This is a genomic window from Stenotrophomonas sp. 05L413, assembly GCF_056397945.1.
Map to the genome: position 1 here is coordinate 97,921 of NZ_JBFTOL010000006.1, position 24,928 is coordinate 122,848.

Below are 24,928 nucleotides of genomic sequence, written 5' to 3' on the forward strand. Positions count from 1 at the left end.
CCGTCAGGCGCCTTGCGTGCACCGCAGCCGCACCAGCATGACAGCCGGCAACATCAGCGGCGGCCCTGCCAGCAGCAGAACCAGTGCCATCGGACTCGCGGCGGCCTGCCAGAATGCCATGCCGACCACCGCCAGGGCGGCAAGGACGCCAAGGCCCAATGCAACCCACGGCCAAGGCCCGGCATCGCGCAGGCCGGTGCGTCCCTGTCGGAGATAGCGGCTGCTCAACCACAGCCAGCCCGCCACCCCGCTCAGGCCCGCACTGCCCCAGCCACCGATCAACAGGCGCGAGGCCCGGTCCAGATAGGCCGGCTCGACGAACGCGACCCAGACCCCGATGGCGGCGAAGGTGCCGCCGCCGGCCATCCCCACGATGCCGCAGATCAGGGCCAGCACGGCGTAGATACGCCGTTGCCGGCCCTCGTCCATATCAGCCGTAGACCGGGTACTTGCGGCACTGCGCGCTGACCGCGTCGCGGACGCGGGCGATCACGGCCTCATCTGCCGGGGCGTCGAGCACGTCGGCGATCCAGTTGGCCAGCTCCACGCAGTCCTGCTCCACGTAACCGCGCGTGGTGACCGCCGGCGTACCCAGGCGCAGGCCCGAGGTCACGAACGGCGAACGCGGGTCGTTCGGCACGGAATTCTTGTTGACGGTGATGTGGGCCAGGCCGAGCGCGGCTTCAGCATCCTTGCCCGAGACATCCTTGCCGATCATGTCGACCAGCATCAGGTGGTTCTGGGTACCGCCAGAGACGATCTTGTAGCCGCGCGCGATCAGCGTATCCGCCATCGCCTGGGCGTTCTTGACCACCTGTTGCTGGTAGGCCTTGAAGCCCGGCTCCAGCGCCTCCTTGAAGGCCACGGCCTTGCCGGCGATGACGTGCATCAGCGGACCGCCCTGGATGCCCGGGAACACGATGGACTGCAGCTTCTTCTGCAGTTCTTCGCTTGCCCCCTTGGCGATGATGATGCCGCCACGCGGGCCGCGCAGGGTCTTGTGAGTGGTCGAGGTGACCACGTGGGCGTGCGGCAGCGGGCTCGGGTAGACCCCGGCGGCGACCAGACCGGCCACGTGCGCCATATCCACGAACAGGTAGGCACCGACCTTGTCGGCGATGGCGCGGAAGCGCGCCCAGTCCACCACCTGCGAGTAAGCCGAGAACCCGGCGACGACCATCTTCGGCTTGTGCTCCAGCGCCAGGCGCTCGACCTCGTCATAGTCGATCAGGCCGGCTTCGTCGACACCGTACTGGACGGCGTTGAACAGCTTGCCCGAGGCATTGACCTTGGCACCGTGGGTCAGGTGGCCGCCATGGGCCAGGCTCATGCCCAGGATGGTGTCGCCCGGCTGCAGCAGCGCGAAGTACACCGCCTGGTTGGCCTGCGAACCGCTGTGCGGCTGCACGTTGGCATAGTCGGCATCGAACAGCTGCTTGAGGCGATCGATGGCCAGCTGCTCGGCGATGTCCACGTATTCGCAGCCACCGTAGTAACGCTTGCCCGGGTAGCCCTCGGCGTACTTGTTGGTCAGCTGGCTGCCCTGGGCTTCCATCACCGCCGGGCTGGTGTAGTTCTCGCTGGCAATCAGCTCGACATGGTCTTCCTGGCGCTGGGTTTCGGCGGCAATGGCCTTGGCCAGTTCGGGATCGTAGCTTTCGATGCGGACGTCGCGCGGGAACATCGGGTGGTACTCCAGGACAGGGAGGAAAGGCGTCGATTGTAGCCCGTTCCCAGGCCGGGGCTGCCCTGCTTCGGCGCCCTGGCTGCGCGCAGCCGGCCCGGTCAAAGGCGCCCTGCCCCCATTATTTGAGCCACACGCTGGATTCGGTGATGGCGGTCACGCACTTTTGACGGTTAACAGGATCAGCCCTGGTTTTTCCCGTCCTGGGGCCTATCACCGTAAGGAAACGCTCCAATGCGCTGCTCCGGCTTCTCGCCCCCCGCCCTCCGTCAGTGCTGCCTGCCACGGCGGGCAGGCCTGCTCGTCCTGGCCCTGGCCGCGCCCCTCGGCCAGGTCGCCTTGGCCGCCGACACTGCGCCACCGGCCGCCACCGCAAGCGCGACCGTACTGATCGCGCGGGTCACCGTGGAGGGCGTGGGTCATCACCCCGCCAGCGGCATCAGCCGCGCCGCCGTGGAGGCCGTCGCCAACCAGGCACTGCGTGAGATCAGCCCAACGCTGCCCGCCGCGCTGGATTTCGAGCAGATCCAGCAGATCAGCGCGCGGATCACCCAGACGTATCGCGAGGCAGGGTTTCTGGTCTCGGTGGCCTATGTGCCGCCGCAGGACATCGGCGAGCGCCAGATGCTCACCCTGAATGTCCTGGAAGGCCGGGTGGGCCGGGTGCTGGTGCAGGGCAGCCAGCGCTACCGCGACCACCAGCTCAGCGCCAGCAGCCTGGGGCTGATCGGCCGTCCCCTGCGCCGCGCCGAACTGGACCGCGCCCTGCTGTATGCGCGTGACCTGCCCGGGGTGTCGGTTACCTCGGTGCTGCAGCCCGGTCAGCAAGCCGGTGAAACGGACATCGTGCTGGTCGCCCAGGACAGCGCGCATCCGTATGAAATCACCGCCGGGCTGAACAACCATGGCACCGACAGCACGGGCAAGTACCGCGCCGAACTCGGTATCAGTGCCTTCAACGCGCTTGGCGCGGCCGATGTACTGGGCGCCAGTGTCGCCTACGGGCTGGATCCGGCCGACAGCTGGCAGGGGGCGTTATCGCTGAGCATTCCCTCCTCCGCCATCGACGGTCTGAGCCTGACGGCCGGCGTGAGCCGCAGCGAGATCGAGCTCAACAACGGCCCGTTCGCGGCGCTGGAAATCCATGGCCCCACCACGGTCGGGCAAGCCGGGCTGGACTGGAAATTCGTCAACCGTACCGATCTGCTGCTGCAGGTCTCCAGCCGCTGGATCCACCAGGAATCCCGTCTTGATGGCCTCGGCATGCAGCTCTCACGTCATACGTTCGACGTGCTTGAAGCCGGCCTGTCGATGCGGCATACCGACCGCCGGTTGCGCGGCATCAACCTGGTGCAGCTGAGCACGCGCAAGTCGATCAACGACGAGTCAGCGCCGTTCGATTGGCTGTATCCCAACCACGACAGCTACTACTGGGTGACGCGACTGTCGGCGGCTCGCCTGCAGGCCCTGCCCGGCAACCAGCGCCTCTACCTGCGTGGCACTGGCCAGTTCACCGACAACGCGCTCACACCGATGGAGCAGTTCAGCATCGGCGGCCCCAACAGCGTGCGCGCCTTCCCGCTCTCGGCCGCGCTGGGCGATCGTGGCGTGCAGGCCACCTTCGAGTACCAGGTCGATGCGCCCGGCTTCGCCACCCTGCCCTCACCGTTCCAAGGCCGCAACTGGGGAGACGTGTTGTCGCTCCAGCTGTTCTACGACTGGGGCAGGACCTCGCCCGTGGCGCAGAACCGCCGGCTCGGGCTGCAGCCCCTCACGCTTGAAGGCGCGGGGCTGGGCCTGCAGCTGCGGCTGCCGCAGGGCCTGCAGTTCAACCTGACCGCTGCCACCCCGACCGGCCGCACCCAACCTGCCGATCAAGACGATATGCGCGTCTGGGCCGGCATCAGCCTGACGTTCTGAGGAACACAGACCATGAATCGTATCTATCGCCTTGTCTTCAATCGTGCGTTGGGCCGCGTCCAGGTTGCTTCGGAGCTGGCCAGTGGCAGCGTGGCCGGTTCCGGTGCTGCCCTGTCCTCGCAGCGGCAGCCGGCACTGCGCCCACGCTGGCTGCCGCTGCTGCTGGCGCTATGGGCGCCGGCCGGGCTTGCCGCGACCCTGCCCACCGGCGGCATCTGGACCACAGGGGCTGGCAACATCACCCCCTCCGGTGTCGATGCGCTCACCGTCAACCAGACATCGACCAAGGCGCTGATTGACTGGAACAGCTTCGACATCAGCAGTACCGGTACCGTGAACTTCGTGGTGCCCGGTAGCAGCGCGGTCACCGTCAACAAGATCAATTCTGGTACGCCGAGCACCATCGCCGGCCTGCTCAACGGCAACGGCCAGGTGTTCCTGATCAATCCGGCCGGGATCATGTTCAGCTCAGGATCCAGCGTCAACGTCGGCGGCCTGGTGGCCAGCACGATGGCGCTGGACGGAGGCGTGGCCAATGACGTCTACGATTTCCAGGGCAGTGCCCAGACCGGTGCGCAGATCATCAACCTGGGCAACCTGACCGCGACCAACGGATCGATATCGCTGCTGGGCGCGGCGGTCACCAATGGCGGCAGCATCCAGGCCGCGCAGATCAACCTGATGGCGGGCAACCCGGTACGGCTGCAGCTCTACGAGCCCGGCACCGGCATCAGCGTCTACCTGGCCAGCATCAGCAATTCCCCCGCCACTGCGTTCGGCAACAGCGCCATCAACAACACCGGCACCCTGCAGGCCGGGGCGATCAACCTGCAGGCGGCGGTAGCGCCGGGCCTGCTGCCGTCCCTGATCAACCTGGGCGGCGTGGTCACCGCCAGCAGTGTCTTGGGCAACGATGGCAGCCTGGTGGTACAGGCCCACGGCGGGGGCATCGTGCAGACCGGCAACGTCAGTGCCGGTGTCACCACGCTGTACGCCGAAGGTGATGTCACCCAGAACTCCGGAACCCTGTCGGCCGGGACCCTGCAGTTTGCCGGCCCCCTGCGGAACGTGACGCTGGGGTCACCCAGCAACCGCATCGGTAACCTTGGCGGCACCGTGCAGGGCAATCTGGTGGTGGGCAACAGCATCGCGCTGGAGCAGGTCGCACCGCTCAACGTGGGCGGCACCAGCACGATCAACACCGGCGGCAATGCGATCACCCTGACCAACCCGAACAACTGGTTCGGGGGCGCGGTCAGCCTCACCTCGGGTGGCGATGCCCGCATCCGCAATACCGGTGCTCTCACACTGGGGCAGCTGGATGTAGGCAGCCTCGACGCGACCACCTCAGGCCCGGCGGTGTCCAGCGCACTCAGCTTCGGCGGCGGCAGCGTCCGTGGCGCGCTGTCGGCGACGTCGACTGGCGCCATCTTCCAGACGGGCGCGCTGCGTGTGGCAGGCGCGACAACGCTGCAGGCCAACGGCGACATCCGATTCGACAACCCCGGCAATGCCTTCGGCGGCATCGTGTCGCTGGGCGGAAACAACGCGTACATCAGCGACGCCGCGATGCTGCGCTTCGGCACGTTGAACGTCGGCGCCCTGTTTGCGAGGGCGCCGCAACTGCGGCTGTCCGGACCGGTCACCACGGCGGGCTACCAGTTCTACGGTGGCGATCTGCTGCTCGAGCGCGACACGCAGTTGACCAGTACCGTCGGCGCCGTCGACTTCGGCGGTCGCGTGGATGGCGCGTACGCACTCGGCGTCACCGGCCGCTGGTCGACATTCGCGGGCAACATCGGCGGCGCGACTGCGCTGTCGTCGTTCGATGCACGTGGTGTCCGCGACCTGACGACGATCGGTGGCAACCTCACCACCGCGGGCAACATCGCATTCGGCGTGACCGGGGTGCGCAGCGGAAACTACACGGTGCGCAGCACGGGCGGCTCGATCGCCGTGACCGGTGCCCTCGACGCGGAAACCGACGCCCGCGGCCAGCTGACACTCGCCGCCCTCAACGGGGTCTTGCTGGGCGCCGATGCCGGTGCGTCCCGTCGTCTGCAGTCGCTGGCGCTCGAGGGCGCGACGGTGTCTGCCCGCGGCATCCGCGTGGCCAATACGCTGACCGTGGACAGCGGCAGCGCGTACACCCAGCAGGGCGCCTACGACATCGGAGGCAACGCCCGCTTCGTGGCGAATGGCAACATCACCCTGGCCAATGCGTCCAACCGCTTCGGCGGCGTGCTGTCGCTCGATGGCGGCGCTGCGATCGTCGATGCCGCCTCGGCGCTGACGCTTGAAGGGATCGACGTGGACAGCCTGCGCGCGACCAGCGTGGCCGGACTGACGCTGGCCGACGCGAGGGTCGCGGGTGATGCCACGCTGACCGGCAGCGCGCTTTCCCTGGGGACCTTCGACATCGACGGCGACCTGGGCGCGCATGCAGGCACCGGCGGCCTCGTGTTCGGTGCCGGCCGCGTCGGCGGCAGCCTCACTGCGGACAGCGGCGCGGCGATCGGCCAGGCCGGCGCACTCGTCGTCGCAGCGGTCGCATCCTTCGATGCCGTCGGCGCGATCGCAGTGGCACATGCCGGCAACCGCTTCGGCGGCGATGTGGGCGCGCGCGCCGGTGCAGGCGTGGTCCTGCGCGGCCAGGACACCCTGCGGGTCGTCGACCTCGCCAGCGGCGCTGGAAGCAATGTCGATCTCGCAGGCGGCACTCTGGAACTCGCCACCGCTGTCAACACGGGCATGGGGCGCTTGACCCTGCGCTCGGAGACCGGCGCATTGGCCCTGGGCCACACACTCGGCGGCGGTGCTGTGTCCCTGTATGGCGCGAACGGTCTGGTGCTCGGAGCCGATGTCTCCGCGGCGGGCGCGCTCGCGCTGTCGAGCGGCGTGGACATCGTGCAGACCAGTGGCCGCATCGATGCAGGCGGCACAACGGCCCTCGATGCGGGTCGCGACATGGATCTGCGCGGCGCCGGCAACGACTTCAGTGGTCGGGTCCACATGCGCGGTCGCAACGTCGCGCTCCGCGACAGCAATACCCTGGTGCTCGGCCAGGTGGACGCGGCCAGCCTCGATGCGCAGGCGACGACGATCCACCTGGCGCCCGCCGTTACCACCTCGGGTGACCAGACCTATCGGGGCAGCGTCTTGCTCGATGCCGACACCGCGCTGGACAGCGCGTCGGGCGACATTGCGTTCACCGGCACAGTCGACTCGACCGCCAGTGGCCGGCATACCCTGACCGCGCGCGCCGGCGACGGCGACATACGCTTCGGGGGCGCGGTCGGCGGCAGCCATGCGCTCGCCGGGCTGGATGCCGATGCAGCGCGTATCGTGATCAGCGGTGCACTGACCATCGACGACGGCAACGGCGGTGGCACCCTGTCGCTTGCGAGCGACAGGGATGGCATCACCCAGTCGGCTGCGTTCCAGGTCACGGGCGACACGCGCCTGGCGACGAACGGCGGCGCGATCACCCTGACGCGAACCGACAACGATTTCGGAGGCGAGATCGACCTCGTCGGTGCCGGCGCGGTGGCGATCACGGATCGCAATGCGCTGGCGTTCGGCGGCGTGTCTGCGTCCTCGTTGGCCGCGACCAGCCACGGTGCGCTCAACCTCGGCGCCATGACGCTTGCCGGTGCGTTGGATGCGCGCTCGAATGGGGGCGCGATCACGCAGACGGGCGCGTTGATGGTCGGCGGCGCCAGCACGCTCGCTGCAGGCATCGGCGACATCACGCTGACCCACGCGGGCAACCAGTTCGCCGGCTCAGTCGCACTTGCCGGTCGTGACATCACGATCCGTGCTGCCAACACCCTGCCGCTGGGCACCGTCGATGCACGCAACCTGCGTGCAACGGCGGACACGATCGCCCTGCGCGGCCACGTCACCACCGACGAGGATCAGGAGTACGCCGGCGCGGTGCGGCTGGATCGTGATGTGGCGCTCGCCGCCGGTCGCAGCGTCGCGTTCGGTGGCACGGTCGACGGGACGCACGCGTTGGACATCAACGCCGGCGGGCAGGTGGGTATCGCAGGCGCGGTCGGGGGGGCTGGCGCGTTGAGTCATCTGAACATCGATGCCAACCTCACCGCGCTGGGCTCGAGCCTCCACGTTACCGGAAATCTATCGGTCGACGTGGATACCGGCGGCATTACCCAAGCCGATGCATTCCGGGTAGGCGGCGCGTCTTCGTTCAATGCCAATGGCGCGGATATCGCGTTGAAAGATGCCGGCAACCATTTCACTGGAGCAGTCGATCTCTCTGGCCGCGATATCGCTATCAACGCCGCCAACGCGCTGAGATTGGGCTCCGTCACGACGGGTGCACTGCGCGCCAGCAGCGATGGCGAGCTGCGCCTCACCGGCATGATCCGTGCCGACACAATCGACCTCGCAACAGCGGGTCGCTTCGTCAATGACGTTGGCTCTACCGCACTCGATGTCAGCGGCGGCAATGGCCAGTGGCGCATCTTCCTCGACAGCCCAATGCTGAACCACCAGTTCAATGGCCTCGACAGCGGCAATACCGCACTCTGGAACACCCCGGCATTCGCAACGCCAACGGCCGGCGGCAACCGCTACCTGTTCGCTTACCAGCCTCTTTTGACCGTCACCGGTGCAAACCTGAGCAAGATCTATGGCGATACCGTCGATCTGAGCCAGGCTTACATCGTGAGCGGGGCGATGCAGGGCGTAGCCGGCGCTTATGAAGCGGATCGGATCGGCGGCGTATTGGGTGGCGCTCCGTTGATCACCTCAGCCGGCTCCACTGCGATGGCCAATGTGTCCACCACACCCTATGCGCTGTGGGTCGGAAAGGGATCACTCGACAGCTCGCAGGCCGGCTATGCACTGCGCTTCATCGATGGCACCCTGCAGGTGGATCCACGGGCACTGACGATCACCGCCAACAACGGCGGCAAGACCTATGGCCAGTCCGGTGGCCTCGACGGCTTTGGCAGCCATGGTCTGGTCAACGGCGACACCGTGTCTTCAGTAGATCTGGTATCCACCGGCATGGTGGCGACGGCCAACGTCGGCAACTACCTGATCGCCGCCAGCAACGCGGATGGCACGGGGCTGTCGAACTACGACATCACCTATGTCGACGGCGTCCTGAGCATCGGCAAAGCCGGGCTGACCATCACCGCCGATAGTGGCAGCAAGACCTATGGCCAGAGCCTCGTCCTGGCCGGCTACAGCGTAGATGGCCTGCTCAATAGCGATGGCGTTTCTTCGGTCGCACTGGGCAGCAATGGCGCGTCGGCGACAGCCAACGTCGGCGGCTACGCCATCACCGTCAGCAACGCCGACGGCACGGGGCTGTCGAACTACGACATCACCTACGTCGACGGCGTCCTGAGCATCGGCAAGGCCGGATTGACCATCACCGCCAATGATGGCAGCAGGACGTATGGGCAAACCGGCGGCCTGGCCGGTTACAACGTCGATGGTCTGCTCCATGGTGATACGGTGGGCAAGGTCGATCTGGCGAGCTCCGGAGCCAGCGCTAGTGCCAACGTCGGCAACTACACCATCACCGCCAGCAACGCCGACGGCAACGGCTTGTCCAACTACGACATCACCTACGTCAACGGCGTGCTGTCCATCGGCAAGGCCGGATTGACCATCACCGCCAACGATGCCCGCAGCAACATCGGCCAGATCGCTGTACTGAATGGCCATACCGCCGAAGGGCTGCTCACCGGCGATGCCATCGACAGTGTTGTGTTGCGCATCGAGGGGGATGATGCCGGTGCGCGCCCCGGCCGCTATGCGATCCACGCCGGCGATGCGCAGGGTGCCCGCTTGGGCAACTACGACATCCGCTACCGCCCCGGTACGCTGGACATCGTTGGAGTGTGGCCAGAACAGGCACGGCAGGTGGCGCGCGAGGTCGCGGCCAATCTACCTGCGCTCGCGGTGATCCCATTGGCAGAGCCATCCACCCCGCCGCTGTACCGCCTGAGCGAAGCGGCCATCCGTCCCGTCGAGGATCGCTGCACGTCCCTGCGCGGAGGTTGCCTGCGCCAGCCGCCGGAATGATCGCCGGCGTGCGATAGCAAGAAGGCGCATCCACCGGATGCGCCTTCTTGTCATCCTGCTTACCGGTTGATCACGTAGTCCGCAATGATCCCGGTGGCGATGGCGACCAGCAGCAGGTTGCCGCGATCATCGCGGATCCACTGGTGGTCACGCGGCGGGCGGCGCACCGAATAGCGGCTGTAATCGTTCACCACGTAGACCGGGCCGCCGTAGTACTCACGGTAGCGGTGGCCACGCGCCCAGCCGTAGGAGCCATACCCCGGGGCCGGGCGATAGACCACACGCGGCGGCGGCGGGCCCGGACGGTAGTAACCACGGTTGTCGTAGCGATGGTCGTAACGGCGGTCGTGGCGGACCTCGCGACGGTCATGACGATCGTGCCGGTCATGGCGATCGTGGCGGTTGTCACGGCGGTCATCACGCCACTCCCGGCGGTCGTGACCGCGGCCACGATGGTCATCGGCGAAGGCCGGGGCCACGATGCCCAAGGCCAGCAGCGAGGCAACGGCCCCGACCACAAATCGATTCATGCGCATGATTGGCCTCGCTTGGTGGATTGATGGCTCCATCATGCGCACGCCGTCTGAACGGTCTCCGGCTGGAAACGGTTTCCAATTCAAGGGCTTTGACCCCGCATTCAGGCGGCGGCAAGCCCCGGGGCTCGTGGCTCCCGGCGGCACTGATCGCTTCCGGCTATAATCGGGGCATCCTTTTCTTCCATCTGTTCCTGTTCCGTCCGGAACGGGCGCAGGGTTGCGCCTTCGGAGACCTCATGTCCTCGCAATACATCTACACCATGAACCGCGTCAGCAAGGTGGTCCCGCCCAAGCGGCAGATCATCAAGGACATCTCGCTGTCGTTCTTCCCGGGTGCCAAGATCGGCCTGCTGGGCCTGAACGGCTCCGGCAAGTCGACGGTGCTCAAGATCATGGCCGGCGTGGACACCGATTTCGAGGGCGAAGCCCGCCCGCAGGCCGGCATCAAGGTCGGCTACCTGGCCCAGGAACCGGAACTGGACCCGACCAAGACCGTGCGTGAATCGGTCGAGGAAGGCGTGGGCGAAGTGCTGCAGGCCCAGGCCCAGCTGGACGCCGTCTACCTGGCCTATGCCGAGGAAGGCGCGGACTTCGACAAGCTGGCCAAGGAGCAGGAGCGCCTGGAGGCGATCCTCGCCGCCGGCGATGCACACACCCTGGAAAACCAGCTGGACGTGGCCGCCGATGCGCTGCGCCTGCCGCCGTGGGAAGCCATCGTGGGTACCCTGTCCGGTGGTGAAAAGCGCCGTGTGGCGCTGTGCCGCCTGCTGTTGCAGAAGCCGGACATGCTGCTGCTCGATGAACCGACCAACCATCTGGACGCCGAGTCCGTGGAATGGCTGGAGCAGTTCCTGGCCCGCTACACCGGCACCGTCGTGGCCGTCACCCATGATCGCTACTTCCTGGACAACGCCGCCGAGTGGATCCTGGAACTGGATCGCGGCCGCGGCATTCCGTGGAAGGGCAACTACACCGACTGGCTGACCCAGAAGGACGACCGCCTGCGTCAGGAAGACAACCAGGAGAAGTCCCGCCAGAAGGCGATCCAGAAGGAACTGGAGTGGTCGCGCCAGAACGCCAAGGGCGGCCGCACCAAGGGCAAGGCCCGTCTGGCCCGCCTGGAAGAGCTGCAGTCGGTGGATTACCAGAAGCGCAACGAGACCAATGAAATCTTCATCCCGCCGGGCGAGCGCCTGGGCAATGCGGTGATGGAGTTCAAGAACGTCTCCAAGAAGTTCGGTGACCGCCTGCTGTTCGACAACCTCAACTTCCTGGTTCCGGGTGGCGCGATCGTCGGCATCATCGGCCCCAACGGTGCCGGTAAGTCGACCCTGTTCAAGATGATCACCGGCCAGGAAAAGCCGGATACCGGCGAGATCGTGGTCGGCCCGACCGTCAAGCTGTCCTACGTGGATCAGAGCCGCGACGCGCTGGAAGGCAACCACAACGTCTTCCAGGAAATCGCCGGCGGCCTGGACATCCTCAACATCAACGGTGTGGAGATCCAGTCGCGCGCTTACATCGGCCGCTTCAACTTCAAGGGCCAGGATCAGCAGAAGCTGGTCGGCTCGCTGTCCGGTGGTGAGCGTGGCCGCCTGCACATGGCCAAGACCCTGCTGCAGGGTGGCAACGTGCTGCTGCTCGATGAACCGTCCAACGATCTGGACATCGAAACCCTGCGTGCGCTGGAAGATGCGCTGCTGGAGTTCCCGGGCAACACCTTCGTGATTTCGCATGACCGCTGGTTCCTGGATCGCATCGCGACCCACATCCTGGCGTTCGAAGGCGATTCGCACGTGGAGTTCTTCCAGGGCAACTACCGCGAGTACGAAGAAGACAAGCGCCGCCGCATGGGCGACGACGCCGCGCCGAAGCGCCTGCGCTTCAAGGCGCTGAAATAAGAAAGGAAAAACGGCCGCGCACTGCGCGGCCGTTTGCATTCCGGTAGGTCACGACCGTTGGTCGTGACGCCTTATCGTCGCGAGATAACCACCATGTCCCTCCCCGAGCGCCTGTTCCAGCTGCAGCAGCACGGCACCTCCGTGCGCACCGAACTGCTGGCCGGCCTGACCACCTTCCTGACGATGTCCTACATCGTGTTCGTCAACCCGGACATCCTGGGCACCACCGGCATGGACCCGGGTGCGGTATTCGTCGCCACCTGCCTGGCCGCTGCACTGGGCTCGATGGTGATGGCGTTCGCCGCCAACTTCCCGGTCGGCATGGCCCCGGGCATGGGCTTGAATGCGTTTTTCGCCTTCACCGTGGTCGGTGCCGCCGGCCTGCCCTGGCAGCAGGCGTTGGCCGCCGTCTTCATCTCCGGTCTGGTGTTCCTGGTGCTGTCGCTCACCGGCGTACGCGCGTGGCTAGTGGCGGGCATCCCGCCCTCGCTGCGTGCGGCGATCGTGGCCGGCATCGGGCTGTTCCTGGCGATCATCGCGCTGCAGAAATCCGGGGTGATCATCGCCAACACCGACACACTGGTCGCACTCGGTCCGCTCAATACGGCGCCGCCGCTGTTGGCGCTGGCCGGCTTCCTGCTGATCGCCATCCTGGAGGCGCGCAAGGTGCGTGGCGCGATCCTGATCGGGATCCTGGCCGTCACCGGTGCGGCGTGGCTGCTTGGTGATGTGCAGTTCCACGGCCTGATCTCGCTGCCACCGAGTCTGGCCCCGACCTTCCTGCAGCTGGACCTGCCCGGCCTGCTGCACCACGACGGCGGTGCGCCGATCGCAGTGTTGCTGCAGGTAGTGCTGGTGTTCGTGCTGGTGGAAGTGTTCGATGCCACCGGCACGCTGTACGGCGTGGTCGGTCGTGCGGGGCTGCTGAAACTACCGGGCGCACAGAAGCGGTTCGGCCGCGCGCTGCTGGCCGACAGCACCGCGATCGTGGCCGGCTCGCTGCTCGGGACCAGCAGCACCACCGCCTTCGCTGAAAGCGCGTCGGGCGTGCAGGCCGGTGGCCGCACCGGGTTGACTGCGTTGGTGGTGGCCGCGCTGTTCCTGGCCGCCCTGTTGTTCTCGCCGTTGGCGGCGATGGTGCCCGGCTATGCCACCGCCCCTGCCCTGCTGTTCGTGGCCGGGCTGATGCTGCGTGAGCTGGTGGATGTGGACTGGGGCGACCTGACCGAATCGGTGCCGGCCGCGCTGTGCGCGTTGGCGATGCCGTTCACCTACTCCATCGCCAATGGCCTGGCCTTCGGCTTCATCGCGTACGCGGTGCTCAAAGCCGGCACCGGGCGCTGGCGCGAGGTGCACCCGGCGGTCTGGCTGGTGGCCGGGTTGTTCGTGCTGCGTTACGCGCTGGAATGAAGGTGCGCCTACCGACCGGTAGCCGGTAGGCGGCGGATCAGGCCCAGGCCGGGCGCAGTTGGCCGTCGGCGGCGAAGCGGTAACGACCTTCGTACCAGCCCAGCGCAAACAGGCTGAGCACCTGCTCGTAATAGCGCGGCGGTGCGGCACGCTGCTGCTCCGGCGTGGGCAGGCCAGCCACCATCGCCTTTGCCCGGTCCGCTTCGCCCTGCGCCTGCAGGTACGGCACCAATGCCGCCTCGAAGCCGTAGTTGCCGGTGCCTTCGCGCGCGCCGGTGAGCGTGTTGACCTTCTCGGGTACCGGCTGGCCGTCGCGCAACACCGTCAGCGGGCCATGCAGCGCCTCCAGCACCGGGCGGAAGCTGGGATCGTTGACCGCGGTCATGCCCGCCCACAGGTAACAGCGGATCGCGTCATAACTGCCAAGCGGGCCCTTGTCCGGATCGGCGATGAAACCGCCGTCGCGCCACGCCGTCCAGTCCGGCGCAAAGCCGTGCGGGGCGGTATCGCGCAGCAATCGGACGCTGTTGCCGATCACGGTGGTCCACGGCCCGGTCGGGTCCAGTGCGGCGAACCGGCGCAGCAGCGGCAACGGTACGTAGCTGGGATTGAAGCGCCAGGTATCTTCGGTCGCAAACCCGTTCGGCCCCGGCATCAGCATCGTGCCCAGGCCCGGCACATTCACCACTTCCTGGGCCAGGATCGCGGCCAGCATCGCCTCGGCGGTCTGCCGCAGTGCGGGCCGTTTCCACAACCGGGCCGCTTCGTGCAGGGTGTAGGCCAGCCACACGTCCGAGTCGCTGGCCGGGTTGTCGTCCAGCACCTTCCAGGCGCTGGCGGCGGCATCGCGCCCCCACAGCCAGGCCGGCAGGCGCTGGGCCATGCTGCCACCGGCGAGGTTGTCCTCGGTCCAGCGCAGGATGCGGTCGAAGAGCGGCTGATCGTTGTCCACCAGCGCGAAGAACAGCGCGTAGGACTGGCCTTCAGAGGTCGAGCGCTGGTCGGCGTTGTTGTGGTCGACCATGCGGCCGTCCGGGGTCACGCTGGAGGCGCGCATCACCTGCCACGCCGTCCACGGGCCGGGGCCACGCGCTGGACCGTTGGCAGAACACGCCAACAACGGGGTCACGGCCAGCGCCTGCAGCAGGCGGCGGCGCATCGGGTGGAACGATGGGGAATCAGTCACGGGACATCAGCCTCTTCGCAGCAGGAACGGGCCAAGCCTGCGGGACACCCGCGGCCAGGTAAAGCCTGGCAGCGGGCCGGTCATCAGCGCATGACGGCGATCATTCACCCGACGCGTACGGCGAACGCAGCGGCTGCGGCTGCTTGCCCAGCCCGGCGCCGAGGCGGTCGAGCAGGAAGCGCAGGTACAGGCTGGTGCCGAACTGCCGGTAGTCACGCGCGTTGTTGAACTCCATGCGCCCGCCCAGGAACAGCTGCGAGGACAGCTGCCATTCGGCCGCAGCGCTGAGGTTGTAGGACACACCGGTCTTGGTCTGGCCGGTGTAGACCGGATCGACATACTCGGTGGTCAGGCCCAGCAGCGCGGCCATCGAGGCGGCATCGTAGGCGGCCTGCTGCATCGCCGGATCGGTCGGGAAGTACGGCGCCGCCTCTTCCTTGAAGTGCTGCACGCCGACGCTGGTATCCAGCTGCCAGGCCACGCGGCCGCTGGCGGTGCGGCCGTTCCAGTGCACCGGGAAGCCGACATCCACATAACGCTGCGGGCTGAAGTAGCCGCCGTGGCCGTAGGTGAAGCCGCTGAGGTTGCGGTCGTACTGCATCGCGGTCAGGTTCAGGCCGGCGGTCAGCGATTGGTTGTCGGTTTCCAGCGCGTGTACGTACACGCCCACGCCGACTTCCTGGCGATCGTTGTCGGCCACGTTCTCGCCTTCCAGGCGGTGCCACGACGCACTGGCGTAGCCGCCCAACTGACCGTTGTCGACGGTCGCGGCGAGCTTGGCGCCGCTGGCGGTCACCCCGCCCCAGCGCAGCCCGTTGCGCCCGTCTTCCACCCCGGCGAAGGACAGCAGGCTGTCGGTCACGGCGCGGCGCGAGGCTTCGCCGGACCAGGTCAGCGCATCGCCGATCTGGCCGCGGTAGCCGATGCCACCGACGATCTGGGTGTCATCGAAGCCGAGCGGGGTGCTGCCGACATCGGCGCGGAAGCCACCGCGCTCGTAGCCGACCGAGACGCCGGCACCGCTGGCATCCTGGGAGCTCATGCGGCGCGCACCGGCGGCATTGGCCACCATCGCATAGAGCGTGTCCTGGAAGGCCTGCGGGGTCTGCGAACCGCCGCCGCCCTGGGACAGGGTCTTGAGCTGGGCCTGCTCGGCCGCGCTCAGCCCGCGCACCAGGCCGGCATTGCCCAACACCTGCGTGGCGATCTCGCTGATCGGCGTATTGGCCAGATCGCGGCTGAGGATGTAGCTGGGCAGCGGATCGGCGAACAGCAGCGCACGCGCGGCAGCCGCACGTTCGGCCTGCGTCAGCGAGCCATCGGTCTGGTTGAACAGTTCCTGGTAACGGCCGTTGTCCAGTGCGCGGTCGTAGATCAGATTGCGGGTCGCGTTGCTCTCGCCACGGGTCAGCAGGGTCTGGTAGAGCGACGAGCCGACCAGATCATCGACCGGCGTGCGATCAGCCGCCAGTGCGCCGGCCAGAGCCGCCTGCGGGCCACCGCCGAAACGGCTGGCACTGGTGTACTCGGGATCCGGGCGACCGGCATCGAGCACGGTCGGGGTGATGGCCACCTTGAGCTTGCCGTCGCCGACCGCGAACTGCCCTTCCAGCGGCACCTGCAGGTCATCGAGCTGGCCCATGCCGGCTTCGCCGGCGCGGGTGCGATACGCCGCGCCCACGGCCAGGCTGCTGCTGTTCTCGGCCTTGAGCGCGCGCAGTTCGTCGAGCACGCCGTTGCCGGTGGTGGCCGGCGGCAGCGGGCCAAGCGCGGTGTTGCGCGAGGCGCGCGGCGCACTCGCCTGGCCTGGCACCTGGCGCGAGCCGGGCACCGGCAACGGCAGGCCGACACCGCCGCTGGCCGCGGCCGTGGCCATGACCGGCTCCGGCAGGCCATCGGCATCGATCACCGGGGTGACGCTTGCCGGGCCCAGACTCATGCCCATCGCCGGACCGGCGTCCATCGGCAGCGGTTCGGCAGCCAGACGGGCAGTCGCGGCCGGCAATGGCAGCCCCCCGTCGCGCAGCGCTGCGGTACGGGTGCCACCGCCACGGTTGAGGCCAGCGAAGGGATTGAAGCTGCCACCGCCTGCCAGCATCGCGGTGCTGGCCTGCGGGTAGCCGTTGTCGAGCTGGCCACTGCCCTTCGCGGCAGCCGCCAGCGACGCGCGGAAGTAGCTTTCAGCACGGCGGTTCTTGCCGGCCGCGCGGTACACACGGCCGGCGGCCGCCAACACATCCGGCGATTCCGGCGCCTGCTTCAGCGCGCGCTCCAGATACTGTTCGGCCAGGTCCATGTCGCGCATCGCCGCGGCACTGCCGGCAGCGGCGACCATCGCATCCAGATCGCCCGGCGCCAACTGCAGCTGCTGCTGATACAGCGCCAGCGCCTGGCCGTTGTCGCCCGCGGCGGCGTACAGCCGTGCCAGCGCAGCGATGTTGCGCGGATCCTGCGGGCGCTCGGCCAAGGCCGGGGCCAGCACCGCATATGCACCTTCCAGATTGCCCAGCTCACGCAGCGCATCGACCTGGCGCAGCACGTAACCGCTGCGCAGATCGTTCAAGCGGGTCTGCTGGCTCGCCGAGAGCGGCACGTCGGCGAGCTGGCGCAGGATCGCGGCGACTTCGCCATCGCGACCGGCGCGCAACAGCACCGAGGCATATTCCAGGCGATTGTCGACGCTGGGCGAACCGCCTTCGATCAGGCGCTGCGCGAGCACGAGGGCGCGCTGCTGGCTGCCGATGTCGGCGTAGGCACCGGCCAACGCGGCCACGATGGACGGATTCTTGACCCGGTCGCCGAGTGCGGCTTCGGCGCGGGCCAGCAACAGCTGCGCTTCGCCACTGCGCTGGCGCTGCATGAGCGAGCGCGCCTGGGCGGCCTGCACCTGCACCCACGCGGTGTCATGCAGCGCAGTCATTTCAGAATCCCGCGAGGCGGTGGGAATGCGTTCGAGCAGCGCATAGGCCCGCGGCCAATCACTGCTTTCCTGGGCGAACAGGGCCTGCGCATACAGCGACGTTGCCGAGCTGTCGTCCAGCGCGCGCAGCCCTTCGATCACACCGTTGGCCTGATCCGGACGGCCCGCGCGCGTATACAGCCGCGCCAATTCCAGCCGCAGCCACGGATCGCGCGGCTGCACCAGCAGCGCGTCTTCCAATTCGATCTGCGCCATCTCGATGCTGCCCTCGGCCAGCGCCTGCTGCGCGCGCGCGCGGGCGAGGTTGGCACGCAGCACGGACTGGCCACCGGCGCTTTCCTGCTGGGCCGGGGTCAGCCGGTCGAACAACGCGGCCGCTTCATCGGCGCGGCCGAGACGGCCGAGCAGGCCGACCAGGCCCTGCAGCGCACCGGCGTTGCCGGCATCCAGTTCCAGTGCCTTGCGGTAGCTGCGCTCGGCCGCGGCCGGATCGCTGCCGCTCTGCAGGTCGGCCAGCGCGACATAGCCGGCGGGCTCCTTGGGCTGCAGCGCGATGACCTGCTGCACACGGGCGATGGCATCGCCGCTGGGCTGGCGACGCACCTCCTGCAAGGTGAGCCAGTAGCGCGCGGCATCGGCCGCGCTGCGCCACTTGCCGTTGATCGCAGCGGCCGGGCGCAGCAGTTCATTGGCCTCACCAAAGCGCTCCTGGCGCAGGCGCACCGAGCCCAGACCGCCGAGTGCCTCGGCATCGCGCGGCCGCACGCGCAGCACCTGCGCGAAACGCGCTTCGGCCTGGGCCAGGTTGTTGCTGTCCAACGCGCGGAAGCCCTCGCCGAGCAGGCGCTGGTTCGGGTCCTGCGGCGCGGGACGGTTGGCGATGGCCTGCTCACGCAGCTGCGCCTGCTTGGCCGCCACTTCACGATCATTCGGCACCACGTCCAGGAAGGCCTGGTACAGCCCGGCATCGGCGGTGGTGGCGTTGAGCCACAGCAGCGCCTGGCGCCAGGCCGCACGCGCGGGGCCGGCGGTGTCGGTGGCCTGGCTGAGCGCACGCAGCTGGGCGATGCCCTCGCGGCGGGTCGGCTCGCGGTAGGTCAGCACCTGGGCCAGTGCGAGCTTGGCCGGGTTGTTGTTGCCGGTGGCGATACGGCGCAAGCCATCGCGCGCGCGGGTCCAGCCTTCCGGCGTACCGGCCAGCACCTGGTAGTACTCCAGCGCCAGATCGTTGGGCGGGCCGCCCGCACCGAAGGCCTCGTCATAGGCGCGTACCGCCTCGACGTATCGACCGGCCGCCGCCGCACGGCGCGCGGTCTGCAGCTGGTTGCCACCGCCGCCGCCACCAAGCGCCATGCGCAGGCGCGTGGTCTGCGCCGAGGACGGGTGGCGTGCCTGCAGCTGCTGCAGCCGCTTCTGTGCCTCGGCACGGCGGCCCTGGTTGAGGTCGATCAGGCCCAGGCCGAGCAGTGCGTCGGCCTGGTTGGGATCGGTCGCCAGCAACTTGCGCCAGGCATCGGCCGCCAGATCTTCACGGCCCTGGTCCTGCCAGTAATTGCCCTGGCTGACCAGCTGCTGCGTCGAGGACGCGTTCTGCGCGAAGGCCGGCACGGTCAACACGCACAGGCCAACCAGGCAAAGGGGGGTCAGGGTCTTGCGGAACATGGCGAACTCCACGCGGGCAGCAGTCGCCCATCGGCAGAAAAACGGTAGCGGCGATCCATCCAGCCCTTGCCGAACAGCACCAGGGCACGATCGTAATAGTTGAGGGTGCCGGTCGGGATCCGCGCCAGCTGTGCCTTGGCCAGTGCAGGCTGGCCAAGCGCACTGAGATACGGCAGCAGTGCGGCGGCAAAGCCCGGCGAGGGTGCGCCGGTGCCGACCCCCAGACGCGTGTCGATCTTCTCGGCAAAGCCGGTCTGCGCGCGCAGCATCGACAGCGGGCCGGACAGGCCATCAAGCAAGCTGCGCCGCAGCGGATCGGCCGGGTCGGTCATCCCGGCCCAGAGATAGCAGCGGATGGCATCGTAGCTGCCGAGCGCGCCCTTGCCGGCGTCGACCACGAAGGCCTTGCCGTTCCAGGCAATCCAGTCCGGCGCGAACCCGACCGGGGCGCTGGCGCGGATCATCGCCACGCTGCGCTCGGCCAGCCGCGCCCACGGGCCGCGTGCATCGACGGCGGCGAAGCGGCGCAGCACGAACAGCGGCAGGTAACTGGGGTTGAGCGTCCAGCGGTCGGCCTGCACGAAGCCGCGGTTGCCGGGCAGCAGCATCGGCCCGAATCCGGGCAGCTCGACGATTTCGGCCGTGCGCATCAGCGCGAGCGTCTGGCGCCCGGCCTCGACCAGGCCCGGGCGCTTCCACAGGCGGCCGGCTTCAAGCAGCGCATAAGCGATCCACAACTCGCCATCGGAGGCGGTGTTGGGGTCGAGCACGCGGAACTGGCCGTCGGCGGCCCGGCCCCACAGCCACGCCGGCAGATTGAGATCGGCGCGGCCGCGGCAGAGGTGGCGGCGGGTCCAGGCCAGAATGCGGTCGAACAGCACCGGATCGTTGTCGACCAGCGCGAAGAACAACCCGTAGGACTGCGATTCGGAGGTGCTGCGCAGGTCCGTGTTGAGGTGATCGACCACGCGCCCGTCGGGCTCGATGTGCCGATCCACGAACGTGCGCCACTCACGCCACGGCGTGCCACAGGCCTGCGCCCATGCGTTCAGCGGCAACGCGGCGGCAGCACCGGCTGCCGCGAGTGCCTGCAGAAAGCGGCGGCGCGCGAGCGCCGGCGCGGGGACGGACGTGTCGCGCATGCTCAGCCTGACAGCCCGATGCGGGACTTGGCGTTGCGCTTGAGCAGCCAGCGCGCGATCAGGGCCAACAGCAGGCAGGCCAGACCGACGAAGCCAGCCAACAGCAGCGGACTCTGCGAGAAGTACCAGCGCAGCCAGGTCAGCGGCGGCAGGTGGCCGACGTAATACGTCTGGTTGCCGGCCAGGCTGCGCACTTTGTCCTTCTGCAGCAGCACCACGCTGCCCTGGAAGTCACGCAGACGGTCCGGGTCGAACCACGCCTCGAACAGGCGGTTGACCTGCGCCGGATCATCGGCCATCACCGCGATCACGCTGCGCCCCTTGCGCAGGGGCGACTCGAAGCCCATCAGCACGACATCGCCAGCGTCCGGACGCACCGACACTTCGGCGGTGGTCGGCAGATCGGTGCGGCGCGCATCCGGCGACAGGAACGAGGGCATCCGCTCGAACACCCAGTCCGACAGCTGGAAACGGCGCGACTGCCCCGCCTCGCCGATCGGCAGGTGCGCGGCCCACTCGCCGAACAGCGGCTGGCTGCGACGCGACCCCAGCACCACCAGATCCTGGCCGGCGTGCTCGCCTACCTGGCCGGCAGCGATGATGCGGTTGCGCAGCGCCGGGTAACCGGTCGAGGCCCCCATGCGGCCGAGCAGGGTCAGCACATTGCCGACGTCATCGGCATTGGGGTTGTTGGGCAGCACCAGCACGGTCTCGGAAAGATCGGCCAGACGCGTGAACGGATAACCGGCATTTCCGAAGGCGGCCAGGTTGGGCATCGCCATGTAATGGTCGAAGCCGCTCAGATCGATGCTGGTGTCGCCGTCGATCGCCGCGGACACATCCGGGAAGGTGTTCTTGCATTCGGCCGCCTGCGGGCGATCAAAGAAGAAGTGGAAGCGCAGCTGGCTGTTGGACGAGAACGGGCCGGTCGGCAGCATCACCTTCTGCTGGATCGGCATCACGCCCGGTGCCTTCATCTTGTTCCACAGCATCTCCGACACCGAGCGCGGTGCGGGGCGGCCGTTCAAGGGCAGCGTGGTGACGAAAGCATCGTTGATGCTGATGTTAAGCGCCGACTTGTTCGCGCCTTCCGGCAGCGTGTAGCGGTAGCGCAGATCCAGCGGGATGCCATCACGGCGCCACGTGAACAGATCCGGCGGCAGCTGCAGGCCGATCCGGATCAGGTCCGGGTGGTAACCGACCACATTCAACTCGCTGGTCTGCTGGACCAGTTCGGAGACTCGCACCGGGCGATCGCTGGGCACCCACTTTGGCGCGTCGTACGGCTTGCGCGGCGCGATCTCCTTGAAATCGCCGATGCTGGCGGTCGGTCCGGACAACGGCGTGCCCAGGGTCAGCGCGGTGGCCGCGATGCGCAGCTCACCGTCATCGCGGCCGAGCACCAGCAACAACTTGCCGTTGGCATCGTTCGGATTGGCGATCACGGCCAGGGTCGGCCCGCTGATGTCGGGCAGCACCAGGCCGGCCGGCGGGTTGCGCGGGGTGGCCACGACCACCGCATTGCCTTCCAGCGGCACGGTATCGATCGAGGCCGGGAACAGCGCACCGCGATAGCCGGCCAGCGCGCCGAACCACGAAGAGACGATACCGGCCGACTGCAGCAGCCCCTGCCCCGGCTGACCAGTGAACACGAACGGCAGTTCAAGCCGGTTGGTGTCACGGGCATCGAAGAACGGCACCGGCAGCAGCGACAGATCATTGGTCAGCTGCAGTGGCGCCCAGCCCAGTTCCAGATAGCTGCCGGCGTCGATGTTGGCCCACAGGCTGGTGTGGTCCGGATCCTCGCATTCGCGGGTGTAGTGGCCGATCAACTGCAGGTTGATGCGGTTGTAATCGATGATCATGCGCGGATCGATATCGATGTCGCGCTCGATCATCCGCCCGGCCTGCTCGACCGGCGTGGGCAACGTCGCCACGGTGACGTCGTTGACGGTGACCTTCAGGTGCGACAGATCCGGCAACAGCGCCGGTGAATAGCTGTATTTCAGATGCAGCGAGGCGCGATCGACCACCTGGTCGTTGCGCACCGAGAACGGCACGCCAGCGGTGCCCTGGATGCCGCGCAGGGTGATCTCGTAATCGATGCCGAGCTGCTTGAGCGTGGAGCGGCTCTGCCGCGAACCAGCCGCTGGCGCGGCAGGCGGCACGGGCACTGCCGGGGCGGCATCGGCGGGTGCAACGACGGGCGTGGCCGTTGCGGGAACCGCAGGATCCTGCGCGTAGACCGCGCCACACAGCAGGGTCAGGGTAAACGCCACCGCTGCGGCGGACGGACGCGGCACGCGCACCGGGCGGAACAGGGAACGGTCACGACGGGTCATGCGGAATCTCCGGTGCGCGGCGGGGTGGGGCCATCCTTGCGGCCTCCCGCAAGAACGAAACTGCCCAGGCGGTGGAAGCCGCGCATGCTGGCCTTGAGGACGTCGGTGGTGGAACGCAGGAACGTATCGCGGTCATGACGACCCCACAGCTTCACCCAGATGTCGGCACGGGCGAAGGTGGAGGTGACCAGCCAGCGTTCCTGCTCCAAGGTCAGCTCGCCGAACTGGATGCTGATGCCCTGGTCGTCGCGATCGTGCCGCACTTCGGCCGGCAGGCGCTCGCTGCGCTGGCGATGGGCCAGTTCAACCTCCACGTACGTACCCGGCTGCACGGGCTGGGACTGGTCCAGCCGCAGCGCCATGCCACCGGTGGAGAAGTTCAGCGTGCGGCACGGCAATGCCTGGCCATCGGGCAGGTGCAGGACTGCCCGCATGTTCAGCGGCACGCGGTGCGAGCGTCGGATCTGACGCTGTTCGCTGGAGGTGGCGATGACCGCGCCCAGCATGATCATGTTGTAGACGGTCCAGCCCAGGTTCAACCAGATCGTGTTGACCTCGCCGCTGGTATCGGCCATCACCATCCGCACGATGCCGGCCACCACGCCCAGCAGGTTCAACAACAGCAGCAACAGGTACGGGCGGGCGATCTGCGCATCGAAGTAGCTGCGCTGGACCAGGCCGCCCTTGGCGGTGACGTTGAACTTGCCCAGCTTGGGATTGATCACCGCCATCAGGGTCGGGCGCAGGATGTACCAGGCCAGCGTGGTCTCGTACACCTCGTTCCACAGCAGATGGCGATGCTTGCCCTGCACGCGCAGGTTGGTCAGGTTGGCCATCACGATGTGCGGCAGCGCGTAGGCCAGGATCATCAGCGCCGAGGCGTGGATGACGTGGGCGCCGAAGAACAGGAAGGCCAGCGGCGCGGTCAGGAAGATGATCCGTGGCAGGCCATAGAAGAAGTGCAGCATCGCGTTGGTGTAGCAGATGCGCTGCATCAGGCTCAGCCCCTTGGCGAACATGGGGTTGTCCACCCGCAGGATCTGCGCCATGCCACGGGCCCAGCGGATGCGCTGGCCGACGTGTGCCGACAGGCTCTCGGTAGCCAGGCCGGCCGCCTGCGGCACCGGGATGTAGGCACTGCGGTATCCGGCACGGTGCAGACGGATCGCGGTGTGCGCATCCTCGGTGACGGTTTCGATGGCCACGCCACCCACTTCCTCCAGCGGGCCGCGCTTGATCACTGCGCAGGAGCCACAGAAGAAGGTCGCGTTCCACTGGTCGTTGCCATCCTGCAGCAAGCCGTAGAACAGCTCGCCTTCGTTGGGCACGCGCCCGAAGTTGCCCAGGTTGCGCTCGAACGGATCGGCCGAGAAGAAGTAGTGGGGCGTCTGCACCACGGCCATCTTCTCGTCGAACAGGAACCAGCCCATCGACATCTGCAGGAACGAGCGGGTCGGCATGTGGTCGCAATCGAAGATGGCCACGTATTCGCCCGTGGTCTTCTTCAGCGCCGCATTGATGTTGCCGGCCTTGGCGTGGCTGTTGTTGGTCCGGGTGATGTACTGCACCCCGACCTCCTCGCAGAATTCACGGAATTCCTCGCGGCGGCCGTCATCGAGCAGGTAGATGTTGAGCTTGTCCGCCGGCCAGTCCAGCACGGTGGCCGCCAGCACGGTGGTGCGTACCACCGACAGCGGCTCGTTGTAGGTCGGGATGAGCACATCCACGGTGGGCCACAGCGACTGGTCTTCGGGCAACGGCATCGGCTTGCGATGCAGCGGCCAGGCCACCTGGAAGTAGCCCAGCACCAGCACGATGAACGAGTACACCTCGGCGGCCACCAGGCCCAGGCCCAGAGTGAGATCGACGAAGCTGCTCATGCCCATCGTGTCGGTCAGGCGCCAGTACATGTAGCGCGTGGACATCACCAGCGACAGGCCCATCAACACCAGCGGGATCAACCGGCTCTCGCGATTGCGCAGGCACAGGGCGATCAGGAACACCACGGCCGAGAACAGGAACTGCTGACCGATCTCCATGGGCACGGTGATCACGAAGGCCAGCAGCATGGCGCCGCCGACCACCAGCGCAAGCAGCGCCAAGCGGGCCAGAACGGCATCCCCTCTCGGGGTGGAAGTTTTGCTCATGATGTTCCCCAACAC

The 24,928-nt window shown here is 67.7% G+C and carries 12 protein-coding genes; 4 read left to right on the plus strand and 8 right to left on the minus strand.

Annotated elements, in window-relative coordinates; genetic code table 11:
• Nucleotides 1–3: 3 nt before the first annotated feature.
• Nucleotides 4–396: a hypothetical protein gene (locus tag AC1DIQ_RS14290; RefSeq protein WP_183073804.1), complete on the minus strand. Its 393-nt coding sequence runs from the start codon at nucleotides 394–396 to the stop codon at nucleotides 4–6.
• A gap of 34 nt (nucleotides 397–430) precedes the next feature.
• The gene (gene glyA / locus AC1DIQ_RS14295; protein WP_121042670.1) at nucleotides 431–1,684 is read right to left on the minus strand and encodes a serine hydroxymethyltransferase; all 1,254 of its coding nucleotides are present in this window, start codon (nucleotides 1,682–1,684) and stop codon (nucleotides 431–433) included.
• A 234-nt stretch (nucleotides 1,685–1,918) separates the two neighbouring features.
• Here glyA and AC1DIQ_RS14300 point away from each other — a divergent pair, with 234 nt between their 5' ends.
• Both AC1DIQ_RS14300 and AC1DIQ_RS14305 read left to right on the plus strand, forming a co-directional pair.
• Nucleotides 1,919–3,604 carry a ShlB/FhaC/HecB family hemolysin secretion/activation protein gene (locus AC1DIQ_RS14300; RefSeq protein ID WP_478050270.1) on the plus strand — a complete coding sequence of 562 codons (1,686 nt, stop codon included), beginning with the start codon at nucleotides 1,919–1,921 and terminating at the stop codon, nucleotides 3,602–3,604.
• 12 nt (nucleotides 3,605–3,616) lie between these two features.
• Entirely contained in the window at nucleotides 3,617–9,667 is a 6,051-nt protein-coding gene (locus tag AC1DIQ_RS14305; protein ID WP_478050271.1) for an MBG domain-containing protein, read from the plus strand.
• Between the two features lie 59 nt (nucleotides 9,668–9,726).
• On the opposite strand, the gene AC1DIQ_RS14310 is transcribed toward AC1DIQ_RS14305, so the two are convergent.
• Complete coding sequence (locus AC1DIQ_RS14310) at nucleotides 9,727–10,203, minus strand: RcnB family protein (protein ID WP_478050272.1); 477 nt, start codon at nucleotides 10,201–10,203, stop codon at nucleotides 9,727–9,729.
• A gap of 236 nt (nucleotides 10,204–10,439) precedes the next feature.
• Here AC1DIQ_RS14310 and ettA point away from each other — a divergent pair, with 236 nt between their 5' ends.
• Together ettA and AC1DIQ_RS14320 are read left to right on the plus strand one after the other, a co-directional pair.
• A complete protein-coding gene (gene ettA / locus AC1DIQ_RS14315) occupies nucleotides 10,440–12,104 on the plus strand; it encodes an energy-dependent translational throttle protein EttA (RefSeq protein ID WP_121042662.1) in 1,665 nt (554 codons plus the stop codon).
• A 93-nt stretch (nucleotides 12,105–12,197) separates the two neighbouring features.
• Nucleotides 12,198–13,514 carry an NCS2 family permease gene (locus AC1DIQ_RS14320; RefSeq protein ID WP_152152404.1) on the plus strand — a complete coding sequence of 439 codons (1,317 nt, stop codon included), beginning with the start codon at nucleotides 12,198–12,200 and terminating at the stop codon, nucleotides 13,512–13,514.
• A gap of 37 nt (nucleotides 13,515–13,551) precedes the next feature.
• On the opposite strand, the gene bcsZ (AC1DIQ_RS14325) is transcribed toward AC1DIQ_RS14320, so the two are convergent.
• From bcsZ (AC1DIQ_RS14325) to bcsA, 5 genes are all read right to left on the minus strand, one after another.
• On the minus strand, nucleotides 13,552–14,673 hold the full coding sequence (gene bcsZ / locus AC1DIQ_RS14325) for a cellulose synthase complex periplasmic endoglucanase BcsZ (protein ID WP_478050350.1): 1,122 nt from the start codon (nucleotides 14,671–14,673) through the stop codon (nucleotides 13,552–13,554).
• A 127-nt stretch (nucleotides 14,674–14,800) separates the two neighbouring features.
• The gene (locus tag AC1DIQ_RS14330) at nucleotides 14,801–19,282 is read right to left on the minus strand and encodes a cellulose biosynthesis protein BcsC (RefSeq protein WP_478050273.1); all 4,482 of its coding nucleotides are present in this window, start codon (nucleotides 19,280–19,282) and stop codon (nucleotides 14,801–14,803) included.
• Nucleotides 19,264–20,424 (minus strand): cellulose synthase complex periplasmic endoglucanase BcsZ, encoded by a 1,161-nt coding sequence (gene bcsZ, locus AC1DIQ_RS14335; protein WP_478050274.1) that lies wholly within the window; start codon nucleotides 20,422–20,424, stop codon nucleotides 19,264–19,266. The genes AC1DIQ_RS14330 and bcsZ (AC1DIQ_RS14335) overlap by 19 nt, the downstream gene beginning before the upstream one ends.
• A 2-nt stretch (nucleotides 20,425–20,426) precedes the next feature.
• Entirely contained in the window at nucleotides 20,427–22,766 is a 2,340-nt protein-coding gene (bcsB, locus tag AC1DIQ_RS14340) for a cellulose biosynthesis cyclic di-GMP-binding regulatory protein BcsB (RefSeq protein WP_193222790.1), read from the minus strand.
• Nucleotides 22,763–24,913, minus strand: a complete 2,151-nt coding sequence (gene bcsA / locus AC1DIQ_RS14345; protein WP_152152410.1) for a UDP-forming cellulose synthase catalytic subunit — start codon at nucleotides 24,911–24,913, stop codon at nucleotides 22,763–22,765. The genes bcsB and bcsA overlap by 4 nt, the downstream gene beginning before the upstream one ends.
• Between the last annotated feature and the right edge of the window lie 15 nt (nucleotides 24,914–24,928).

Bases quoted from the DNA above. Each gene is read 5' to 3' on its own strand.
- AC1DIQ_RS14320 (WP_152152404.1), top strand. From the start codon at position 12,198: ATGTCCCTCCCCGAGCGCCTGTTCCAGCTGCAGCAGCACGGCACCTCC.
- bcsZ (WP_478050350.1), bottom strand. From the start codon at position 14,673: ATGCGCCGCCGCCTGCTGCAGGCGCTGGCCGTGACCCCGTTGTTGGCG.
- AC1DIQ_RS14310 (WP_478050272.1), bottom strand. From the start codon at position 10,203: ATGCGCATGAATCGATTTGTGGTCGGGGCCGTTGCCTCGCTGCTGGCC.
- AC1DIQ_RS14330 (WP_478050273.1), bottom strand. From the start codon at position 19,282: ATGTTCCGCAAGACCCTGACCCCCCTTTGCCTGGTTGGCCTGTGCGTG.
- AC1DIQ_RS14300 (WP_478050270.1), top strand. From the start codon at position 1,919: ATGCGCTGCTCCGGCTTCTCGCCCCCCGCCCTCCGTCAGTGCTGCCTG.
- bcsZ (WP_478050274.1), bottom strand. From the start codon at position 20,424: ATGCGCGACACGTCCGTCCCCGCGCCGGCGCTCGCGCGCCGCCGCTTT.
- AC1DIQ_RS14305 (WP_478050271.1), top strand. From the start codon at position 3,617: ATGAATCGTATCTATCGCCTTGTCTTCAATCGTGCGTTGGGCCGCGTC.
- bcsB (WP_193222790.1), bottom strand. From the start codon at position 22,766: ATGACCCGTCGTGACCGTTCCCTGTTCCGCCCGGTGCGCGTGCCGCGT.
- ettA (WP_121042662.1), top strand. From the start codon at position 10,440: ATGTCCTCGCAATACATCTACACCATGAACCGCGTCAGCAAGGTGGTC.
- bcsA (WP_152152410.1), bottom strand. From the start codon at position 24,913: ATGAGCAAAACTTCCACCCCGAGAGGGGATGCCGTTCTGGCCCGCTTG.
- glyA (WP_121042670.1), bottom strand. From the start codon at position 1,684: ATGTTCCCGCGCGACGTCCGCATCGAAAGCTACGATCCCGAACTGGCC.